The 19,758-nt window shown below is 63.9% G+C and carries 18 protein-coding genes; 7 read left to right on the top strand and 11 right to left on the bottom strand.

The genetic code is table 11. The features are described 5' to 3' along the window. Window positions 1-11: 11 nt before the first annotated feature. Complete coding sequence (gene benA / locus J2X01_RS17325) at window positions 12-1,394, bottom strand: benzoate 1,2-dioxygenase large subunit (protein ID WP_310060248.1); 1,383 nt, start codon at window positions 1,392-1,394, stop codon at window positions 12-14. A gap of 322 nt (window positions 1,395-1,716) precedes the next feature. Here benA and catA point away from each other — a divergent pair, with 322 nt between their 5' ends. Both catA and J2X01_RS17335 read left to right on the top strand, forming a co-directional pair. Next, complete coding sequence (catA, locus tag J2X01_RS17330) at window positions 1,717-2,613, top strand: catechol 1,2-dioxygenase (protein WP_310060250.1); 897 nt, start codon at window positions 1,717-1,719, stop codon at window positions 2,611-2,613. A gap of 107 nt (window positions 2,614-2,720) precedes the next feature. Beyond that, entirely contained in the window at window positions 2,721-4,013 is a 1,293-nt protein-coding gene (locus J2X01_RS17335) for a benzoate/H(+) symporter BenE family transporter (RefSeq protein WP_310060253.1), read from the top strand. A gap of 48 nt (window positions 4,014-4,061) precedes the next feature. On the opposite strand, the gene J2X01_RS17340 is transcribed toward J2X01_RS17335, so the two are convergent. The 4 genes from J2X01_RS17340 to J2X01_RS17355 form a co-directional block, all read right to left on the bottom strand. Beyond that, window positions 4,062-4,385 carry a hypothetical protein gene (locus J2X01_RS17340; RefSeq protein WP_310060256.1) on the bottom strand — a complete coding sequence of 108 codons (324 nt, stop codon included), beginning with the start codon at window positions 4,383-4,385 and terminating at the stop codon, window positions 4,062-4,064. Between the two features lie 153 nt (window positions 4,386-4,538). Further along, window positions 4,539-5,564, bottom strand: a complete 1,026-nt coding sequence (locus J2X01_RS17345; RefSeq protein ID WP_310060259.1) for a cytochrome b/b6 domain-containing protein — start codon at window positions 5,562-5,564, stop codon at window positions 4,539-4,541. 542 nt (window positions 5,565-6,106) lie between these two features. Beyond that, window positions 6,107-7,090 (bottom strand): electron transfer flavoprotein subunit alpha/FixB family protein, encoded by a 984-nt coding sequence (locus tag J2X01_RS17350; protein WP_310060261.1) that lies wholly within the window; start codon window positions 7,088-7,090, stop codon window positions 6,107-6,109. Window positions 7,091-7,101: 11 nt separating this feature from the next. After that, window positions 7,102-7,878 (bottom strand): electron transfer flavoprotein subunit beta/FixA family protein, encoded by a 777-nt coding sequence (locus tag J2X01_RS17355; RefSeq protein ID WP_310060264.1) that lies wholly within the window; start codon window positions 7,876-7,878, stop codon window positions 7,102-7,104. A gap of 176 nt (window positions 7,879-8,054) precedes the next feature. Between J2X01_RS17355 and J2X01_RS17360 the strand changes: the two genes are divergently transcribed. Then, window positions 8,055-9,128: a DNA polymerase IV gene (locus J2X01_RS17360; protein ID WP_445344439.1), complete on the top strand. Its 1,074-nt coding sequence runs from the start codon at window positions 8,055-8,057 to the stop codon at window positions 9,126-9,128. An 88-nt stretch (window positions 9,129-9,216) separates the two neighbouring features. Here the strand turns inward: J2X01_RS17360 and J2X01_RS17365 are convergent, their stop codons facing one another. From J2X01_RS17365 to uriH, 5 genes are all read right to left on the bottom strand, one after another. Next, the gene (locus tag J2X01_RS17365) at window positions 9,217-9,816 is read right to left on the bottom strand and encodes a PadR family transcriptional regulator (RefSeq protein ID WP_310060266.1); all 600 of its coding nucleotides are present in this window, start codon (window positions 9,814-9,816) and stop codon (window positions 9,217-9,219) included. A gap of 79 nt (window positions 9,817-9,895) precedes the next feature. Beyond that, entirely contained in the window at window positions 9,896-10,291 is a 396-nt protein-coding gene (locus J2X01_RS17370; RefSeq protein WP_310060297.1) for an SDR family NAD(P)-dependent oxidoreductase, read from the bottom strand. A gap of 405 nt (window positions 10,292-10,696) precedes the next feature. After that, window positions 10,697-11,680, bottom strand: coding sequence for a ribokinase (locus tag J2X01_RS17375; RefSeq protein WP_310060269.1), 984 nt, complete (start codon window positions 11,678-11,680; stop codon window positions 10,697-10,699). After that, window positions 11,677-13,104: a uridine transporter UriT gene (gene uriT, locus J2X01_RS17380; protein WP_310060271.1), complete on the bottom strand. Its 1,428-nt coding sequence runs from the start codon at window positions 13,102-13,104 to the stop codon at window positions 11,677-11,679. Before uriT ends, J2X01_RS17375 begins: the two co-directional genes overlap by 4 nt. Next, window positions 13,105-14,127 carry a uridine-preferring nucleoside hydrolase UriH gene (gene uriH / locus J2X01_RS17385; RefSeq protein ID WP_310060275.1) on the bottom strand — a complete coding sequence of 341 codons (1,023 nt, stop codon included), beginning with the start codon at window positions 14,125-14,127 and terminating at the stop codon, window positions 13,105-13,107. A gap of 161 nt (window positions 14,128-14,288) precedes the next feature. Here uriH and J2X01_RS17390 point away from each other — a divergent pair, with 161 nt between their 5' ends. Continuing rightward, a complete protein-coding gene (locus tag J2X01_RS17390) occupies window positions 14,289-15,317 on the top strand; it encodes a LacI family DNA-binding transcriptional regulator (protein ID WP_310060278.1) in 1,029 nt (342 codons plus the stop codon). Between the two features lie 524 nt (window positions 15,318-15,841). After that, window positions 15,842-17,227 carry an MFS transporter gene (locus J2X01_RS17395; RefSeq protein WP_310060280.1) on the top strand — a complete coding sequence of 462 codons (1,386 nt, stop codon included), beginning with the start codon at window positions 15,842-15,844 and terminating at the stop codon, window positions 17,225-17,227. Window positions 17,228-17,384: 157 nt separating this feature from the next. Here J2X01_RS17395 and J2X01_RS17400 read toward each other — a convergent pair whose 3' ends face one another. Further along, window positions 17,385-17,747, bottom strand: a complete 363-nt coding sequence (locus tag J2X01_RS17400; RefSeq protein ID WP_310060283.1) for an ArsR/SmtB family transcription factor — start codon at window positions 17,745-17,747, stop codon at window positions 17,385-17,387. 334 nt (window positions 17,748-18,081) lie between these two features. On the opposite strand from J2X01_RS17400, the gene J2X01_RS17405 reads away from it, so the two are divergent. After that, a complete protein-coding gene (locus J2X01_RS17405; RefSeq protein WP_310060287.1) occupies window positions 18,082-18,273 on the top strand; it encodes a YegP family protein in 192 nt (63 codons plus the stop codon). A 580-nt stretch (window positions 18,274-18,853) separates the two neighbouring features. Then, entirely contained in the window at window positions 18,854-19,471 is a 618-nt protein-coding gene (locus tag J2X01_RS17410) for a TetR/AcrR family transcriptional regulator (protein ID WP_310060291.1), read from the top strand. The last annotated feature ends 287 nt before the right edge of the window (window positions 19,472-19,758 follow it).

Below are 19,758 nucleotides of genomic sequence, written 5' to 3' on the forward strand. Positions count from 1 at the left end.
CTTGGTCTGCGTCAGGCGGTGACGGGAACGGTATCCCGTGCGGAGTGCTCCCCTTCCGCGAGGGCCCGGTCCATGACTTCCTTCCAGTACCCGTGCTGGATGGGGTAGAGCCCCTCGTCCTCGGTGCGCACCCCGGACGCGATGACCTTGGTCATGCCCAGCGCCTGGGCCTGTTCGTCGGGGCCGGCAATCTCATGGGTGGACCCGCGGGTCATGTCGTTCCATGGCGCCGAGGTGGCCCAGTAGGTCTTGTTGCAGGACCGGAACTCCTCAAGGTCGTCGGGGGTGGCCATGCCGGTGGCGTTGAAGAAGTCCTCGTACTGTCGGATGCGCTTGGACCGGTTCTCCTGCGATTCGCCCTTGGGTGCGATGCAGTAGATCGTCACCTCGGTCTGGTCCGCCGAGATGGGGCGGAAGTGGCGGATCTGCGAGGAGAATTGGTCCATGATGTAGACATTCGGGTACAGGCAGAGGTTCCGCGAGATGTTGATCATGAAGTTCGCCATCTCCTCGCCGTACTTTGCAACGAGCTCCTCGCGGCGGTCCCACAGAGGACGGTCCTCCGGGTTTGTCCATTCCTGCCACAGCAGCAGGTGTCCGTGGTCGTAGGAATAGAAGCCACCCTTGACCTTGCCCCACTTGCCGGCGTCCATGGCCTTGGTCGTGTTGGCGGAGTCTCCGGCGCTGCGGCGGGCCGTAGTGGCGGCGTAGTTCCAGTGCACGGCGGTGACGTGGTAGCCGTCGGCACCGTTCTCGGCCTGCACCTTCCAGTTGCCGTCGTACGTGTAGGTGGACGCCCCGCGCAGCACTTCGAGTCCCTCCGGGGACTGGTCCACGATTGAATCGATGACCTTGGTGGCGTCACCCAGGTGCTCTTCGAGCGGGAGCACGTCAGCCTTCAAGGAACCGAACAGGAAGCCACGGTAGGACTCGAACCGGGCAACCTTGGTGAGGTCGTGGGAGCCCTCTTTGTTGAAGGTCTCCGGGTAGCCGGCGTTGCGGGAGTCCTTCACTTTCAGCAGCTCACCGGAGTTCTTAAACGTCCAGCCGTGGAACGGGCAGGTGAAAGTGGTGCGGTTATCCGTCTTGCGGCGGCACAGCATGGCGCCGCGGTGTGAGCAGGCGTTGACGATGCAGTTTAGGTTTTCGTCCTTGTCGCGCGTGATCACCACGGGTGTGCGGCCGATGTTGGTGGTGAAGTAGTCCCCCACGTTGGGGATCTGCGACTCATGGGCGAGATAAACCCAATTGCCTTCGAAGATATGTTTCATCTCCAGTTCGAAAATCTCTTCATCGGTAAAAATTTCGCGCTTGGCTCGGATTACGCCGTTCTCGCGGTCGTCGATCACGGCGTCGGCAAGGACCTCGCGGACATGGGCCAGGTTCTCGGTCATGGCGTGCTCCTTCATTGGAGGGTGCTGGACGGATGAGCGGGAGGTCCGGGCCAACCCGCGGTGCCCAGGGGGAACGTTGTCAGGCAATTCTCCCCTACCGTGACCGCACTCACATCAGGCAAACACCTAGCGTCGGCCAAGGGTACCTTTATGTCCGCTTCAGGACTGAAAATAGGCAGAATCGATATTTGTAACGTCCTTATTTGAGGCCTACGATGAGACGGACATCACGCATGGCCGCGTTGCGGACAGGTTCAGACCTTGCCCCACCGGTTCGCAATGGGTGCAGGAAAACTTTCCTGACCCCTGCTCAAGAAGGAGTATGAAGATCACCATGACTGAGACCCAAGCGGATCCCCGCAAAGAGGACGAGGGCACTGCCGTCGAAGCCGGCTCCAAGGCCACGGAGCGTTTTACCGCCTCAGGCAAGCTCGCGCCGCTGGATGTGCCGAAGGAGAGGGTGAGCCTGCTGGCGGGGGCACTCATCAAAGCCGCCAACGACATCGTCGTCGAACACGAGGTCACCTACGAGGAATACAACGCACTCAAAGCCTGGCTCATTAAGGTGGGAACCGACGGTGAATGGCCGCTGTTCCTCGACGTGTGGCTGGAGCACACTGTGGAGGACGTCAACTCCCAGGACCGCCCCGGCACCGTGGGTACCATCGAGGGACCCTACTACGTGCCGGGCTCCCCGGTACTCCAGACCCCGGCCACCGTGGAGATGCGAGAGGACGAGGAGGGCACGCCACTGCACTTCAGCGGCCGCTTCACCGATACCGATGGTAACCCCATCCAGAACGCCCAGGTGGAGATTTGGCACGCGGACAGCGCCGGTTTCTACTCCCAATACGCCCCGGGCCTCCCCGACTGGCTCTTCCGCGGCACGGTCAAGGCGGACGACGACGGCCGTTTCGTAATCAACACGATGCGCCCGGCGCCCTACCAGATTCCCACGGACGGGGCCTGCGGGCAGCTGATCAGCGCAGCAGGCTGGCACGCCTGGCGCCCGGCGCACATCCACATCAAGGTGTCCGCGCCTGGCTTCCAGCCCGTAACCCAGCAGCTGTACTTCCCCGGTGACCCGCACAATGCCGACGACATCGCCTCGGCAGTCAAGCCTGAACTGATGCTGGACCCCAAGCCTCGCACGGACGGCCCGGCCGGCGAAGAAGTGGTCTATGACTACGTCCTCGCCAAGGAAGGCCAGCACAAGTAGGAATCACCGCTGACACCCGGCGCCGGCGCCTCCGCCCGGCACCGAAGGCGCCCTGGAGTGCAAACTCCGGGGCGCCTGTATTTTTGCCACCGCTGCCAGGAGCCCGAATGCCGCCATCCCGTCAGGACTCACCCGCCGTCGCCCCCGTGGGAGCCGCTGCCGATCCGGTACCTCAACCCCTGCTGGAACGCCCGGACGTTCGCCCCGCAGGCCTACGCCAGGTCGTCCGTGACCTCGGACTGCCCTATGTTTCCAACGGGATGATCGGCCTCATCTTCTCCGCCTCCGGCCCGATAGCCGTTACCCTGGCCGTCGGAGCGGCGGGAGGACTCACCGAAGGCCAACTCGCGTCTTGGGTGTTTGGCATCCTTTTTTCGGGTGGGGCGGCGACTCTGGTCATGTCAGTCCTCTATCGACAACCCCTCGGCTTCGCCTGGTCCATCCCCGGGACGGTGCTCCTGGGCCCGTCTCTGCAGCACTTGTCCTTTCCGGAAGTAGTGGGGGCCTTCTTCACATCCGGAGCTCTCGTCCTCGCGCTGGGCGCCACCGGAGTGGTGCGGCGGATCATGGCAGTGGTTCCGATGCCGATCGTCATGGCCATGGTGGCCGCTGTATTCCTAAAGTTCGGCACAGACATCGTCACCTCAACCCAGACGAACGCTGTGGTAGCCGCCCCCATGGTGGCCGCATTCCTGGTCCTCACGGCCGTGCCCACCCTTGGCAGGTTCCTCCCGCCGGTGCTCGGCACCCTCGCGGTTGGGTGCCTCGCCGTGGCGGCAAGTGGTCAATTTTCCATTCAAAAAGGCGGACCGGTTCTGGCCACCCCGGTCTTCACCCCTCCAGAGTTCACCTGGGCTGCCCAGCTCGAGCTGGTTGTTCCCCTGGCCCTCACTGTGTTGTTCGTTCAGAATGGCCAGGGCATCGCAGTGCTCCGTGCCGCCGGCCACAATCCGCCGGTCAACGTCTTCGCCATCGTTTCGGGCGCGTTTTCGTTGCTCAATGCCGGCTGCGGCGCTGTCTCAGCATGCGTGACCGGTCCTACCAACGCCCTCATGACGTCCTCAGGAACCAGGCAGCGCCAGTACGCAGCTGCCGTGGTGTACGGCATCCTGGCTATGGTCTGCGCCCTCCTGGCGCCCACCCTCACTCGGCTCATGCTCGCCACGCCGAAGGAATTCATCCTGGCGTTGGGCGGCATTGCGATGCTGCGGGCTCTCCAGCAAGCCTTTGTGACTGCCTTCGCCACGACCTTCACCTTGGGATCCCTGGTGACCTTCGTCGTGACCATCTCCGGCATGAGTCTCTTCAACATCCACCCGGCGTTCTGGGGCCTCGTCATCGGCTGCACGGTGTCCCGGCTGCTGGAGCGCGCGGACCAAGGTCCTAACGCCCCAAGATGACCAGGGGCACGTCTTACGCCTACAGCACCTGGCTGGTCCTGGCCGGGCCTAGGTGCTGAGCTGCCAATGGGCTCGGATTGCCTCCGCAATTCGGCTAGCGGCGACATCGACCCGGAAGGCAACGGGTGCGGTCGCGGTCTCTTCGACGACCGCGTCACTGTACACGCGGCCGCATGATGGGCACAGCGTGTAGAGGTCCTCATCCTCAGGCCATTTGGCCAGCCCGGCGGGGATGGCGGTGTTCGCTCCGATGTAAACCGGGATGCCCTGTGAGTTGCACTGGATCAATCCGCTTTGGCTGACAGTGTTGCCGCATACGCAGGTGATGGTGGTGACATCATGGCCGGTGACATCGGCGGTTTCAATGTCCATGATGAGCTCCCCGGCGTTGTTGGAACGTTGTGCTTTTAGCCTATGCCTGTGGACGGCAACAGCACCAACGTCAAGTGAGCCAGCCTTGCGTCCGACGGCGGGATGTCCCGCCGTCGGACGCCTTGGGCGACTTGAACGATCCCGCGGCGGAATCTAGCGGCTGCTCACCTGACCGAACAGCTTCGCGATGGGTGCGAGCACGAGCGGGCGGGCGGCGTACCATCCAGCCACCGTGATGCCGATTGCGGCCGCGAAGAGCCAGAACCCGGTCCAGTTCACCGCGTCGGTGCCGCCGAACATGTGGTTCAGGTTGCGCAGCGCACCGGTCGCGAACACCAGGAACACGTGGATGAGGATGAACAGCACGAAAAACAGCATCGTCGGGAAGTGAACCGCGCGAGCGGCCTCCACCGGGTAGATCTTGTTCAACGCCTTCGCGTTCTTCGGCCAGAATTCGCTCATGCGCACACCCGTGATCGCCGCCAGCGGGGCCGCGATGAACACCACGAGGAAGTACATGAGCTGTTGCAGGCTGTTGTAATTCACCCAGCCGTTCTCAACGGGCCAGTCGAGGGTCATGTACTGCAGGAGCGCGGAGAGCGCATTCGGGAACACCTCCCAGCTGGTCGGCACGATTCGCATCCAGTGGCCCGAGGCAAACAGCAGCACCACAAAGATGAGTCCGTTGGCCAGCCATAAAATGTCGAGCGACTGGTGCAGCCACAGGTTGATGCTGATCTTCTTGCCACCGCCCTTCGGCGTCCAGAACGCCGGAGGCTTCTGCTGGGTGCGCACCTGATAGCCGGAGCGAATGATGAGCACCATCAGGAAGAAATTCAGGAAGTGTGTCCACTGCGCCCACCACGGGAAGCCCGGCTCGGCCGTCTCGGGCAGGTGATACTCCCCAGGGTACCGCTCAAGGAACTCCGGCACGCCCGGCAATGTGGTCACACCTCGAGCGGCGAGCACAAGAATCGCTGCGGCGGCCACGGCCCCGACCGCGAGGAGCACGACGCGCTTGATCCACTGGCCCAGGGTACGCGAACCGTATAGCCTCGCCTCGGCCTGTGGCCTGACCGGCTTTTCGGCGGCGACGGACGTTGCCGCCGACGCCAGCGCAGGGACCGCGGGTGCACTCGCTGGAGCTGGCGGTTCCGCCTCGGCAACGGTCTCCACCACGCTGGCAGCGCGGGCAGGGGCCGGGGCGATGTGTTCGGGAGCTGGCAGCCCCACAGGGGCGGCGGCGACCGCCGGAGCAAGGCCAGCTGGCGGCCACGGTTCACCATCGGGGACGCGGGGGAGCCCGCGGCGAAGCGGGGTGGCTCCCGTCGTCGGTGTGGCCGGCGCGGTGGCCGGAGCAGCTGCAGCCGGCGTCGCTGCCGGCACTGTTTTCTCAGCAGCAGCAGCAGCAGCAGCAGCCGCGGCCGGCGCTGGCGCGGCGCCTGCGGCGGGAGCCCCGGACAGAGCCGCCACTGATACCGAAACCTGGCCAGCTGGCGGCCAAGGATCGCCGCCCGGCACGCGCGGCAGGCCACGGCGCAGCGGCCGCGGTACCGAGGCGCCGGCGTTCACCGCAGGGACCGGAGCGGACACCGCCGTCGTACGCGGTGCCGCTTCCGCCGTGACAATGCGCACTGGCACCAGGCCCGCTGCAGGCCAGGGGTCACCGCCCGCGACGCGCGGCAGGCCCCGTCGAATGGACCGAGACAGAGGCGCCATCGTTACTTCTTCCGAGCTTCAAGTGCGCTGATCAGCTGGGGAACGACCTTGAAGAGGTCGCCGACCACACCGAAGTCGGCGATCTCGAAGATTGGCGCGTCTGAATCCTTGTTGATGGCGACGATCGTCTTCGCGGTCTGCATGCCGGCCCGGTGCTGAATCGCGCCGGAAATGCCCAGCGCAATATACAACTGTGATGACACGGAAACCCCGGTCTGTCCGACCTGATGCGACTGCGGGACGTAGCCTGCATCCACCGCGGCACGCGAAGCACCAACGGCAGCACCGAGTGCATCGGCGAGCTGTCCAACGAGGGCGAACTGTTCCTCCGACCCGAGTCCGCGGCCACCCGCGACAACCTTCGCGGCACCACGAAGCTCCGGCCGCGAGGTGGCGGCAACTTCCTCCTCGAAAGAGTCGATTCGCGCGGCCGGCTTCCCGGAGGGCGTCACTGCCAAGGTCTCCGACGCTTCCGGCTGAGCCGTCGCACGCGCCTCGATGGAGCCCTGGCGAACCGTAATCACCGGCGCCCCGAACGTGGACGTTGAGGTCACGTTGTAGGCACCGCCGTAGACGGAGTGGTGAGCCACGACGCCCTCGTCATCACGTGACACACCGATCGCATCGGCAGAAACCGCTGCACGCGAACGAGCAGCGTAACGGCCGGCAAGGTCGCGCCCATTCAGGGAATGCGAAATCAGGATCGCGTCTGGCTGAACCCGCTCCGCCGCGGCGGCAAGCGCGTCAACCCCCGGCACGCCGAGCGCGGACGGATCCGGAGTCTCCGCGATCAGGACGTGCGCGGCACCTAGGACCGCGGCCTCCGCCGCGGCGGCGCTCCCGGCGCCGGGTGAGGCGAGCACCAAGGCAATTGGCGTGCCAACGGCAGCGGCAGCGCCGAAGAGTCCGGGGGCAGCTTTCTCGAGTTCACCGGAAGCCTGGGTCTCCACGACGACGAGGATTGCGTCACGAGGGAATTCAGTCATGTCGTTGCTCCTTACGCCAGTCGGTTTTCGATGAGGAAGCCGGCGAGCTTCTCGCCGGCATCACCCTCGTCAATGATCTTGACCCCCGCCGTCCGCGGCGGCTTCTCTGCGACGGTCAGCATGATCGAACGCGCGGCGTCCGGGTTCTCGGCCGTGATCCCGAGGTCTGCGAGGGTAATGGTCTCAAGGGGCTTCTTCTTCGCGGCCATGATTCCTTTGAAGTTCGGGAAGCGCGGCCCGGGAAGCGCCTCGGTAATGGAAATCACCGCGGGCAGGTTCGCTGACACCTTTTGCACGCCGGATTCAACGCCCCTGGTGCCGGATACTGCGCCGTCGCTGATCTCTACGGAGCTGAGGCCGGTAGCATGCGGCACGTCCAGCAGTTCTGCAAGCATCGCGGGGATCATGCCGCCGGATCCATCGGTGGAGACGTTGCCAGTGATCACAAGGTCAAACTCCATGCGACGGATCGCTGCTGCGAGGGTTTCAGCGGTAAGTCCAAGATCCGCACCCCGGAGCGCCTCGTCAGAGACGTGGGTGGCGCTCCCTGCGCCCATCGCGAGCCCCTTGCGTATCGATGCCGTCGCACTCCCGGGAGCGAGGGAGAGGACTGCGACCTCAGTGCCCTCGTTCGCGTCGGCGTGCGACAGTGCCAGCTCCAGGGCCCGCTCACCGATCTCATCAATGACTGCCTCACTGGCTGCTCGATCGGCGAGGCCTGTTTCAAGGTTCAGTTTTCGGTCCCCGTACGTGTCGGGGACCTCCTTTACTAGGACGATAATCTTCATCGATGGCTCTTCCTGTGGCGGGCTTGTCTCCGGAGGGCAGACATGTCAAAGCTCCATCGAGTCTACGAAAGTCCGGCCCGTCCTGGCGGACAGAGCCCGTGTCGTGAATTTGAGTACCTAGTTTTCGTCCTTGGCGGTGCTTATCCCGAAGGGCCCACCTAGGGCAGACTGGTGGCGTGAGCGGAATCCGGTGGGTGCTGCACGTCGATCTCGACCAGTTCATCGCGGCGGTCGAAGTGCTCCGGCGGCCGGAGCTGGCGGGCAAGCCGATCATTGTCGGCGGTCGGGGCGATCCCACGGAACGAGCTGTGGTGTCGACCGCCTCCTACGAGGCCAGGGCGTTCGGCGTGGGTTCCGGAATGCCTTTGCGCATTGCGGCCCGGAAAGTGCCCGACGCTGTGATCCTGCCCGTCGATCAGGAGGCTTACCTCGCGGCGTCTGAAACGGTTATGGCCACCCTGCGCGAGCAGCCCGGCGCCACCGTGCAGGTGCTGGGCTGGGATGAAGCCTTTGTAGGCATTGAGACAGAGAATCCGGAAGCCTACGCCCGGCAAGTGCAGGCCGCTGTCCTGGAGCAAACGCAGCTGCATTGCAGCGTGGGCATCGGCGACACGCTGGTCCGGGCCAAGGTCGCCACCGGTTTCGGCAAGCCGGCCGGCGTCTTCCGTCTCACTGCCGGGAACTGGCTCGATGTCATGGGCAGTCTGCCCACCCAGGAGCTGTGGGGCATCGGAACCAAAGTGTCGGGCCGGCTGGCCAAACTCGGCATCAACACAGTCGCCGAGCTCGCCGCGTCCGACCCCCAGGACCTGGTCCCGGAGTTCGGCCCCAGGATGGGTCCTTGGTACGCGGAACTCGGACGCGGGGACGGCGCCAGCGTTGTGGACGACACCCCGTGGGTTGCCCGCGGGCATAGCCGGGAGACCACCTTCCAGCGCGACCTGACCGAGCCCGCCCAGATGGACGGCGCCGTGAGGGAGCTGACAGCGCGTGTCCTTGAGGATGTTGTGGCCGAAGGACGGCCCGTGGTTGGGCTGACCCTCAAGATTCGGTACGCGCCGTTCTTCACCAAGACCCACGCGAGGAAGATTCCCGAGACCTTCGACCGGAACGAAATCCTCGCACGGGCCTTGGACCTCGCAGCCGGAATCGAAGCCGGCCGTCCGGTCCGGCTCCTGGGCCTGCGGGCCGAAATGGCAATGCCCGACGATGCCCGAAAGGGACATACGCCGACGCGCGGCGGTTGGTGACGCCGTCGCTCCCTTCCTGACCAGAACGCATGAATCGCTACTCCTGCGGCCGCTTGTCGACGGCTGCCCGAGCACTGGGGCGGCGGTGTTAGTCCGCGAGTATGTGGTAGAGCGCGCGGCGGGTTTCGTCGATTTTTTCCATCGCGGCCCTTCGTTGCTCCTCGGTGGCCGAGAAGCGGAACTGGTGGATGACCCCCATCAGCTTGCCAACACTCTGATGGAACGCCGGGCCGGATCCTTGCGGGTCGGTGTTCCACGCGTTCCCCAGCTCTTCGGCGTGATCGGACACATAGGCCTTACCCGCATCGGTGAGCGTGAATTCAGTGCGCCGGCCTTCACCCACCGGCTCGATGAGCTCTTCGTCAACGAGCTGCTGCAGTGTTGGGTATACGGAGCCCGGGCTCGGACGCCAGGACCCAGAAGTCTTTTCTGCGATTGTCTTGATCAGGCCGTAGCCGTTGGAGGGTGATTCGGCCAGGAGGGAAAGTATGGCCGAACGAACGTCGCCCCTGTTGGCCCGGCGCGAACCGCCGGGGCCAAACCCAGGACCAAAGCCCGGGCCGAATTCTGGTCCAAACCCTCGGCCCGGTCCGAATCCGCCGTGTCCGTGGGGTCCGCGACGGCTCCTGCCGCGGCCGAAGCGTCCCAGGGTGGGCCCGCTGTCTGTGAATTTATCGTCGCCTTTCATATCGGCATCGTCCTTCCATCAATTGCGTTTCTCTCTGACCGGCGCCGACCATCGGCGATAGTTAACGATATGTCGGTAACTATCGCTGGTCAATGATTGTTCCGCTGATTGGTTGTTCAGGGAAGCGCGGGCCCGTCTGCCGAGCTGTCGCATGAAGGCGGGAAAGCGATGACAATGTTGGACTGCCCATGCCGGCGTTGTTGACGAGGATGTCGATCCGTCCAAAGGCCCGTTGTGCGAGATCGACGGCGGCGGTGGAGAGACCTGGATCGGTCACGTCACCGGCCAGTGCGACGGCGTGCCCGCCGGCTTCCGTAATTGAATTGACGATGTTAGCTGCCGCGTCAGGATCAAGATCCACGCAGACGATGCTGACACCCCGGGACGCGGGCATGCGGGCGGTGGCCGATCCGATTCCTCCGGCCGCGCCGGTGATTATGGCTGCATGGTCCTGAACGTCGGGACTGCTGGGCAGGGGTCCTCCTTACCCAGGCCTTCGCCAATTTGCTAATCGACACCTTTGCGCGTTCCGCCGCCCCGGACGTTCAGGCCTACAAGAGCATCATCATCGTCAGCTCCATCGCCGCGGAGCTCGTAAGCACAGACCGATCCCAATACAACGTGACCAAATCCGCCCTCAGCATGGTCACCAAGCTATTTGCCAAGCGACTGGCGGAATACGGCATCCACCGTCCACGAGGTCCGCCCGGGACTCATAGCCACCGCGATGACGGCCTCGGCAGGCAACAGCATCGCCGACGACTGGATCCAGGGCGGCCGGCGGACTCAACATCTCCGAGGCGCCGTAGGCCCCCGCGTTGGTGGAAACTGGCGCGGCGGGGACCCCTATTAGCGGCATGCTCATCCGCTGCTCGCAGCATTAGCTCCTTCGGGCATGGCTGCTGCGCACGAGCCTCACCTCGGCCGCGTCGGGATATGCAGCCTGGGTGCCCTTCTTGGTGGTAGCCAAGGCCGCCGCCACAGAAGCAAACGCAGCCGCCTCTGCCAAGGATTCCCCGGCAGCCAGCCGCACAGCCACGGCGCCTGTGAAGGCATCGCCGGCCCCGGTGGTGTCCACCGCTGCGACTTTGGTGGGTGCAATGAAAGTGATTGGTTGTGCGCCGGCTGCGTTGGAATCCAGTACGACGGACCCGTGGGCGCCCAGCGTCACCAGCACCCGCTGCAAGCCACGGTCAGCAAACTGCTTACGCAGGGGCTCCCATTCGGCGGCGTCGAAGTCGGTTCCGGGAATGGCCTCCTTTCCTAGGAACAAGGAGGCCTCATGCGCGTTGACCAGCAAGACATCGCTCAGCCGGACAAGGGCCTGCGGTACCTCGGCGTAGGGCGAGAGATTCAGCAGGACCGTTGCGCCGGCGTTGCGGGCTGCTTGGGCGGCGGCCATAACCGTGTCGAGGCCGACCTCCAGGCACAGACAGGCCACCGCGGCGTCATCGAAAAGGTCCACGGCAGCGTCAACGTCGGCCGGGGCCAGGGTGCCGTTGGCGCCGGCCGAGATGATGATGCTGTTCTCGCCCGCGGCATCCACTGAGATGATGGCGACACCGGTGGCGGCATCGGCAGCGCGGCGGACGCGCGAGACGTCCACCCCGGCGTGTGCCGTCGAATCGAGGAGCATGGTGCCGTTCGGGTCGTCGCCGATGGCGCCCACCAGGCTGACCCGGCCGCCCAGTTTGCTGGCAGCCACCGCCTGGTTGGCGCTCTTGCCGCCGGGATTGACGGCGAAGCCGTGGCCGTGGAGCGTCTCGCCCGGCAGGGGGAGACGGTCGCAGTAGATGGTGAGGTCGGCGTTAAGGGAACCAACGACGACAATCCTCGACGCCGGCGCGCTGGCTTCGGTACTCATTCGGTGACCTCGGCGTCGACGGGCTTGGGGATCAGGAGGGACGCGGCGAAGGCGGCCGTGGTGATGGCGAGGCCCACAAGCACGACGGTCAGGTACGACGCCTTCGCGTCCCCCATGGAAGACGTCGCGACGAGGACCGCCGGGAGGATGAGGAAGCTCAGCCCGGCGCCGAGGTTGAAGGCGCCCGCGTTCATGCCAGGCAGGAAGCCGGGGTTGCCATGCGGGGAGAGGACCACACCCAGCCCGTTCAGCATGATGTTGACCGTACCGGCGTACATGATCCCCAGCAAGGCTGTGCCCACGATCATCATCGGCAGGTTGTTGAGGCCGAGGAACGCGATGATCAGCAAGGCAGCAAGGCTGCCCAGCAGGCCGATCCGCAGGACCTTGGTGTAGCCCAGGACAGGGGCCAGACGGCCAGTGATCGGGCCGAAGAGCCAACCCAGCAGGGCGTACGGCGTGAGGATGATGAGGGACATTTCGGTGGGCCCGACGCCGAAGCCCGGGTCGGCAGCCTGGACGTATGCCGGGACGATGCCGTTGATGACGGCAAAAATGCCGGTCATGGTGAGCGTGGTGGTCAACAGCGGTGCCCAGGTGGAGCGCTGGCGAAGGTGCTTGGTTTCCACCATGGGCGCCTTGGCACGTTTCTCGACCGTCCAGAATGCGAAGAACGCGGCGCCGGCCACCGCAATCAGGCCGACGGCGAGCAAGAGGGTGCTTGCAGAGAAGGCCGTGGCAAGCTTGGAGCCTTCGTTCAGTGCGGTCAGTAGTGCTCCCACGGCGACCACGATGAAGAACACGCCCAGCCAGTCCATGGTGGTGCCCGCCGCCGGCTTGCTCTCCCTGGCGAGTATGGCAATCAGGACCGTTGCTGCCAGAGCCAGGACAACCATGAGCCAGAAGATGCTGCGGAACCCGAAGTTCTCGGCAAAGTAGCCGCCAACGAAGGAGTCGATACCGGCCACGCCGCCATTGAACGCCGTGATGAGGCCCATGAGCGCACCGTATTGACGCGGGTTGCTGACTGCAGAGCGGAGCATGATGAGGCAGAGGGGAACGGTCGGGCCACTGACGCCCTGGATGATGCGGCCCACAAAAAGCCACGTGACGTCGGGTGCGAGGGCGGCGATGACTGAGCCGACGGCCATCATCAGCATCATGCCGAGAAGGATCTTCTTGCGCCCCACGATGTCACTGAGGCGTGGCAGGAAGAGCGAGAACAAGGCCGCGGCTGTGAAGAACCAGGTCTGGGACAGTCCGATCGCGGCCTGGTCGGTGTGCAGCTCGTTGCCCATGGTGACCAGGGCCGGGCTGAGCATGGAGGCGTTGAGCTGGAAGGCCACGCAGGCGGCCAGCAGCGCGACCATGAGCGCGGTGACGTTGCTGCGGGTGGACTTGGTGTCCAAGACGGCGGTGGTCATTTACTTGGCCCCTCCTGCAGCGGTGAGGCCTGCTGCCATGGTGGCGGGAGCGCCGGCGTCGGGCTCTCCGATCCGGACGATCGCATCGGTGACGAGATCCCAGAACTTCTTATGGTCGAGGTCCACTGCAACAGAAGTGTGGCAGTCGTCCGGGGCCGGCGTTCGGAAGTCGGCCACGGTCATGCCGAGCGTCAGCTTGCCCTGTAGCTCGATGTCCACCGGGACCTTGCGGGTGGTCATCACGGTGGCGTCGATGACGTAGGCAACTGCGCACGGATCGTGGACCGGCGGGTATTCGAAGCCCTGCGCGTCCTTGTAAGTCTTGGTGAAGAACTCCATCAGTTCTATGACGAACTTGGCCGGCTTGGTGCCGATGGCTGCGATCCGGTCAACAATCTCCGGAGTGGCCAATGCCTGATGTGTGAGGTCGAGGCCAACCATCACGACTGGCCACTTTTCGTTGAACACGATGTGCGCGGCTTCGGGGTCGATGATGATGTTGAATTCGGCCACGGCGCTCCAGTTGCCCACGTGGTAGCCGCCACCCATGAGGACGACTTCCTTGACGCGTTCCACGATGCGCGGTTCCTTGCGCACTGCCATGGCGATGTTGGTCAGCCCGGCGGTGGGGACCAGGGTGACCGTGCCCGGCTCGTGCGCCATGACGGTTTCGATGATGAGGTCGACGGCGTGGCGCGGGTCCAGCACGATGGTGGACTCGGGCTGGTCGGGGCCGTCCATGCCGGTTTCGCCGTGGATGCTGGGGGCGGTTTCGATGGTGCGGACCAAGGGGCGGTCGCAGCCTGCGGCGAACGGGACGCCTGTGATGCCCGCGATCGTGGCTACCGAGAGTGCGTTGCGGGTGACCTTTTCGAGGGTCTGGTTGCCCACTACCGTTGTGACGGCGAGCAGTTCGATATCCGGGTTGCCGTGGGCCAGCAGCAGTGCCACTGCGTCGTCATGGCCAGGATCGCAGTCAAGAATGATCTTCTTGGGTGCCGGTGTCAGGGGCTGGGTTTCCATCGTTGTCTCCACGTCATTGGGGCCTGCCCGAGCAGGGCGCTAAGCATTCAATGAATCTTGGCATCGTTCCATGGAGTACGTCAAACGCTTAACGTTGAATACGTCAAGCGTTTGATGCCACGCGATGCACGAAATTTTGAAACCGCCGCTACGCTCGATACATGGACACCCTCGACCGGCCCAACGCCCGTGGGCCCCGCGTCACGGCCGCGATGGTGGCCGAGCGCGCAGGCGTTTCCACCGCCACCGTGTCCTTGGTGGCCAACGGGAAAACCCAAGGACGCGTGTCCAAGGACAACATTTCGCGTGTGCGGGAGGCCATCTCCGAGCTGGGCTACGTGGTGGACGGCATTGGAAGCTCCCTGGCCAAGGGCGTGAGTTCGATCGTCATCCTGGTGGCACCGGACATTTCCAACCCGTTTTTCGCCAAGGTGATCGCCGGAGTGCGGGAGTCCCTTCGCGCCGACTACCAGCTGCTGCTGTCCGTCACCGACGCCGGCGAGTTTCCGCAGGCCGCCGACGTCCGGAAGCTCATGGCGTTCCGGCCCGCCGGCCTCCTGGTGGATGCCCCCAACTCCGACTTTCTCGAAGAACTGTCCGCTGCCGGGCCGCTTGTGCTGCTGGATGCACCCGGCCTGGAGTCCTACGCCCCCACGGTCAACCTGGACGTCGCGCACGGCGCACGTGAACTGGCGGCGCACCTGGCCGATTCGGGGCACACGCGTGCGGCCTATATCGACAGCGTGACCGGCACGGCTACCTTCGAGTTGCGGCGCAACGCGTTCCTCAAGGAGGCCGGGGCGCGCGGGATCTCGGTCCCGCCCGACTGCATCATGAGCACCAGAATCGACCTCGGGGCGGCCGCGGAGGCGTTCGCCGGGGCCTGGCCGCGGTGGCAGCGGCAAGGAGTCACCGCTGTCGTATGCGGTACCGACACGCAGGCGTACGGTGTGCTGCAGGAAGCGCGTGTGGCGGGCGTCCGCATGCCGCAGGATCTGGCCGTGGCGGGCTTCGACGACTTGCCCTATTCGGCAACCAGCAACCCCAGCCTGACCAGTGTGCATCTGCCGGCCGTGCCGCTTGGGCGCAAAGCCGGTCAGCAGCTCCGCGGGCTCATGGAAGGAATTGAGCTGGAGGAACCGCACGTGACGCTTGACAGCTCGCTGGTGGTGCGGGGTTCGACGGGCTGACCGACTTGCCCGGAAGGGAACACCCTGAAGAACTCATGGTTTTCCGGACTTCGACGAAAGCGCCCGGTAGATTCCAGGGGACCTTCTGCCTCGCAGATGCCGCGGTGTCGCTTCGTCAGCCTGAGGGCAACCCGGCCGGCGATCTGTGCGCCGAGGTCGTTGATGGCGAGTCTGCGCCGGGACAGCACGTCACCGATCTCCACGGCGACTGCGTGGGTCATCTGTTCCTGCGTAAGGTTTGCCCCTGGCTGGAGGGCATGCAAAGCCGACCCGGGCGGGCTGTTCTGAATCCCGCACCGGCTGACCGCCTCGAGCAGCCCGCGGACACCGCGGATGACTCAGGCGTAGCGACATTAGTATCCAATTCATCCTAATCGCGAGCCAATAGGTATTTGTTTAGTCACAATAATGCTCCTACTATGTATAGGCCCCGGGTGCCCGTCACTGCGCGAGGCTCACATTTCTTTAGGGAAAAGCACCGAGGCTCCTCCCTAATACCTTCAATGCACCCTAGGAGCCGACTCGTGGCCACCAGTACGCAATCAGTAGATAAAAAGAAACTTTCTCCCCAGCTGAAGAAAGTAATACTTTCCGGCTATTTGGGAAGTTCGATCGAATACTACGACTTCCTTCTCTATGGCGTCATTGCAAGTTTGGGCGTTTTTTCGAAAGTATTCTTTGTCGGCGCGGGAGACCTGGGCGGACTCCTCGCATCCTTCGCGACGCTGGCCGTGGGCTACATCGCCCGCCCTATAGGCGGAATGATCTTCGGTCACTTTGGCGACAAGATGGGCCGCAAGTCCATGCTCGTGATCACCATGTCCCTCATGGGCGGCGTCAGTGTGCTCATCGGACTGATTCCGCCGGCGGAAATGATCGGCATCGCCGCCCCCATTCTTCTTGTGACTCTCCGGATCCTGCAAGGCATTGCAGTGGGCGGCGAGTGGGGCGGGGCAGCACTGCTCGCTTTGGAACACGCACCGAAGGGGCGGCGGGGTTTCGCCTCGAGCATCGCCAACGTTGGCGCCGCCACTGGCACCCTGCTCTCAACCACGATCGTCCTCGGCGTCCGGACAATCATGACGGACGAACAGTTTTTCGCCTGGGGCTGGCGCATTCCCTTCCTGTTCAGTGCACTGCTCGTGGCTGTTGGACTATGGGTTCGCCTCTCCGTCCAGGAATCACCGCTGTTCAAAGAAATGATGGACGAAGCGGCTAAGAATAAGGGCGAGAAAACCCGCTCTCCGTTGTGGGTCGTTGTGACGAAGTATCCGAAGGCCGTTGCCATCTCGGCGTTCAGTTCCGTGGGTGCCTTCGTCTACCTGGCACTGATGGGTACTTTCGCACTCTCCATGATGACCAAGAACGGCGTCCCAATTCAAGACGCGCTGATGGTCCAGGCAGTCGCCGCTATTGTCCATGTGGTCTCGATGCCATTCTTCGGCGCACTCTCGGACAAAGTGGGCCGCCGCGCCGTGATTCTGGGGGGCTCGGCCGTCGGACTGGTGTTCGCGTACCCAATGCTTTATGCCTTCAGTACCGGCGACACATGGCTCTGCCTCGTAGCGCTGCTCGTAGGAAATGCGCTGGTTCACTCGGCCATCTTCGGGCCCCTGGCATCATTCATTGCGGAGATGTTCGGGACTGGAAACCGGTACTCAGGGGCCTCATTGGGCTACCAGCTCGGTTCGACAATCGGCTCAGGCTTTGCTCCGCTGATCGCAATCTCAATTCTCGCTACCGGCGACGGCAATAACTACCCCATGGTCGCGCTCTTTACGGCAGGCATGTGCCTGGTCAGTATCGTCGCAACATACTTGGCCAAGGAGTCGAAGGAGAAGGATCTGGGGCAGACGGGCAAAAAGGACTCCTCGGAACATCCTGCGGAACTCGCAACCGCTACCCGCTAACCTAAGCCACCAAGTTCACCACTGCGCAGGTGGACGGCGGCTAGAACCCGGAAACACGGGTTCTATCCGCCGTCCTCTTTCTGCCCCAGTTTTAGTTTCTGCCAGCATGGCGGGGGCAGACCGGTCGGTCTCCCGTCCACACAAAAGGCGCCGCTACTTACCCGATTGCGTTTTCCCGTGTGGCTTCGCCATGCGCGAGGGTCAAGCGGGCCGTGTGGAGGAGCGTTCCGAGGAGGGAGCGTGCGGCGTCCAGCGTGACGCTTACCTCCGGGCAGGCCAGTTCATAAAAGAGCCGTCCGTCGCGTCGTGTCGGGAAGATCAGGTGTTGGCGGCGCAGCACACTCAGATGCTGGGACAGGTTGGAGGGCTCCAGGCCCGTGCTGTCGCGCAGTCTGCTCACAGCGACGGGGCCGTCCGCGAGCATTTCCAGGAGCTGGATCCTGGCAGGGTGGCCCATTGCCTTGAAAAGTTCGGCCGTCACGTCACTCAGGACAAGACCTGCCGGCAGATCATCCGCCATGGTGTCTTCTCCTTCACATCGATATTCACAGCCTGGGGATGTGCCAAACCCGTCCCGAGGAAATTAGCACACGAGAGACAGAATAGTCTGTCTCGGTGGCCTCCCGGTGTGCCGGATCGCAGAGGTATCGTAGCGCCGCACCGCTATCGTGTCGCCTGAGCTGGCGGGAGCGCTGGACCCCCTTGCGGATGCAGGAGTTGTAGTTCAGACTTTCATGAATTCATCAATCCAACCCGGCTGTATGCGAATGGCCGGCTGCTACAGCTGCAATCATGCTCTCCCGGCGACACTGTTGTCACCGGGACAGCATGATCCCGGCTTCCAGGAGGGTTCAATGACAGGCATGTTCGAACTGTTCACCGGCTCCGACGCTTCCTATAGATTTCGGCTGACTGCCCCGGACGGGACGGTGATGGCCCTTTCCAAGGCTTTCCCCGATAAGCCATCCGCGGTGGCCGGGATCGCCGCGGTCCGCGAGTACGCCGGCATGGGACTGGTCACTGAAATTTTCGGTACCGGAGGATGATGCGTGCCAATCCCTTGCCGTCCACGTTATTCCCGGGGCCGGCGCCCAGCACAGAAGTGCGCGGCAGGGATCAGTCGGTAGCGGAGCTTGGGGGCACCTGACCGGCTGCCACGCTTTCCCCTTCCTTCGGCAGCGAATTTCCTTGGCGGACGGACCGGTACCCGGAATCAACAGTCGAACACGCGGTGGGCGCAAACTCCCGGGGCGGGAACCCCGGGAGGATTGAGCCCGTGCTGAACCTGCTCTGCTCACATCCGAGGAGATCGGGCGTCCGGGGCCACATGTCCCCGAATGCTTCGTCATCGATCCGCAGAAGGACTCTCCAGGTACAGAATCGGCCGACCGCGCACGCGGCCCCCATGACGCTGGGCGGCCCCTTCTTTCCGGTCAAGGGTGAACCCCCGGACATTGGGAGACCGGGGGTTCCCACTTGACGGGACCCGCGTTGGCGCGGTCGGTTCACCGACTGGCGCGCATCCGCCACGATCCACCGCTTTAGCCGTACCCTGCGCGAGAGGTGGAATCACGATCCGGACGGAAAAGTCCTGCCACCGCGTACCCGTGTAAAGTTTCTTCCACGATGACCCCCGACGAAGCCGCCCGTCCCACGTTGTTGCCCGCCACGGCGATGGCAGGCCGCGATGATCCAGTGGACCGTATTCTCGCCACGGCATACGAACTGTTTTCCCGCCGTGGTATCCGCGATGTCGGGGTGAACGAGCTGATCAACTCTGCCGGAGTCTCCAAAGCAACGTTCTACAGGCATTTTCCGTCCAAGAACGCCCTGGTCCTTGCCTTCCTGGAGCTCCGCGAGCAGGTGTGGACTGTGGACAAGATCGTCTCCGACGCCATAAGCCGCGGCAACACCGCCGAGGAAAGGCTGCTCGCCGTCTTCGACGTGTTCGGGGACTGGTTCCAACGCACAGACTTCGAGGCGTGCACATTCATCAACGTCCTGCTGGAGATGGGACCCGGCCACCCACTGGGTCAGGCAAGCATCGGGTACCTCAGCAGGATCAGGGGCCACATCCAGGCCCTGGCCGAGGAAGCCGGGCTAAATCGGCCCGAAGAATTCGCCCGGTCCTGGCACATTCTGATGAAGGGCTCCATCATCTCGGCGACCGAAGGGGACATCCTGGCCTCCAAACGTGCGCAGCAAATGGCCCGCTGGCTCATCGAACACCACCGAAGCCTATAATCGCGGATCCTTTCGCTTGGGGCTTGCAGTCGTTCAAGTAGATGGCGGGTCCCGGGGCCATTACTCAACTCGATGGCCATGATACTGCGCGGTAGCGTTGCAGGTGAAGGCCCCGCGTTGACTCGTAGAAAACCTCCGCGTAGCCGGATACGTTGCCTCATTTGAAAACCTCCGCGTAGCGGCGTGGTTTCCGGCGGGGGCAGCGGATCGGGGCTATGCCCGTTTTCATGGAGCTAACGATGGACCAGCGTCAGGCTGTGACAAAGAAGAAAGCCCTCGCTTATAAG

The sequence above is a fragment of the Arthrobacter ginsengisoli genome, from assembly GCF_031456935.1.
GTDB lineage: Bacteria > Actinomycetota > Actinomycetes > Actinomycetales > Micrococcaceae > Arthrobacter > Arthrobacter ginsengisoli.

Bases quoted from the DNA above. Each gene is read 5' to 3' on its own strand.
- benA (WP_310060248.1), bottom strand. From the start codon at position 1,394: ATGACCGAGAACCTGGCCCATGTCCGCGAGGTCCTTGCCGACGCCGTG.
- catA (WP_310060250.1), top strand. From the start codon at position 1,717: ATGAAGATCACCATGACTGAGACCCAAGCGGATCCCCGCAAAGAGGAC.
- J2X01_RS17335 (WP_310060253.1), top strand. From the start codon at position 2,721: ATGCCGCCATCCCGTCAGGACTCACCCGCCGTCGCCCCCGTGGGAGCC.
- J2X01_RS17340 (WP_310060256.1), bottom strand. From the start codon at position 4,385: ATGGACATTGAAACCGCCGATGTCACCGGCCATGATGTCACCACCATC.
- J2X01_RS17350 (WP_310060261.1), bottom strand. From the start codon at position 7,090: ATGACTGAATTCCCTCGTGACGCAATCCTCGTCGTCGTGGAGACCCAG.
- J2X01_RS17355 (WP_310060264.1), bottom strand. From the start codon at position 7,878: ATGAAGATTATCGTCCTAGTAAAGGAGGTCCCCGACACGTACGGGGAC.
- J2X01_RS17365 (WP_310060266.1), bottom strand. From the start codon at position 9,816: ATGAAAGGCGACGATAAATTCACAGACAGCGGGCCCACCCTGGGACGC.
- J2X01_RS17375 (WP_310060269.1), bottom strand. From the start codon at position 11,680: ATGAGTACCGAAGCCAGCGCGCCGGCGTCGAGGATTGTCGTCGTTGGT.
- uriT (WP_310060271.1), bottom strand. From the start codon at position 13,104: ATGACCACCGCCGTCTTGGACACCAAGTCCACCCGCAGCAACGTCACC.
- uriH (WP_310060275.1), bottom strand. From the start codon at position 14,127: ATGGAAACCCAGCCCCTGACACCGGCACCCAAGAAGATCATTCTTGAC.
- J2X01_RS17390 (WP_310060278.1), top strand. From the start codon at position 14,289: ATGGACACCCTCGACCGGCCCAACGCCCGTGGGCCCCGCGTCACGGCC.
- J2X01_RS17400 (WP_310060283.1), bottom strand. From the start codon at position 17,747: ATGGCGGATGATCTGCCGGCAGGTCTTGTCCTGAGTGACGTGACGGCC.
- J2X01_RS17405 (WP_310060287.1), top strand. From the start codon at position 18,082: ATGACAGGCATGTTCGAACTGTTCACCGGCTCCGACGCTTCCTATAGA.
- J2X01_RS17410 (WP_310060291.1), top strand. From the start codon at position 18,854: ATGACCCCCGACGAAGCCGCCCGTCCCACGTTGTTGCCCGCCACGGCG.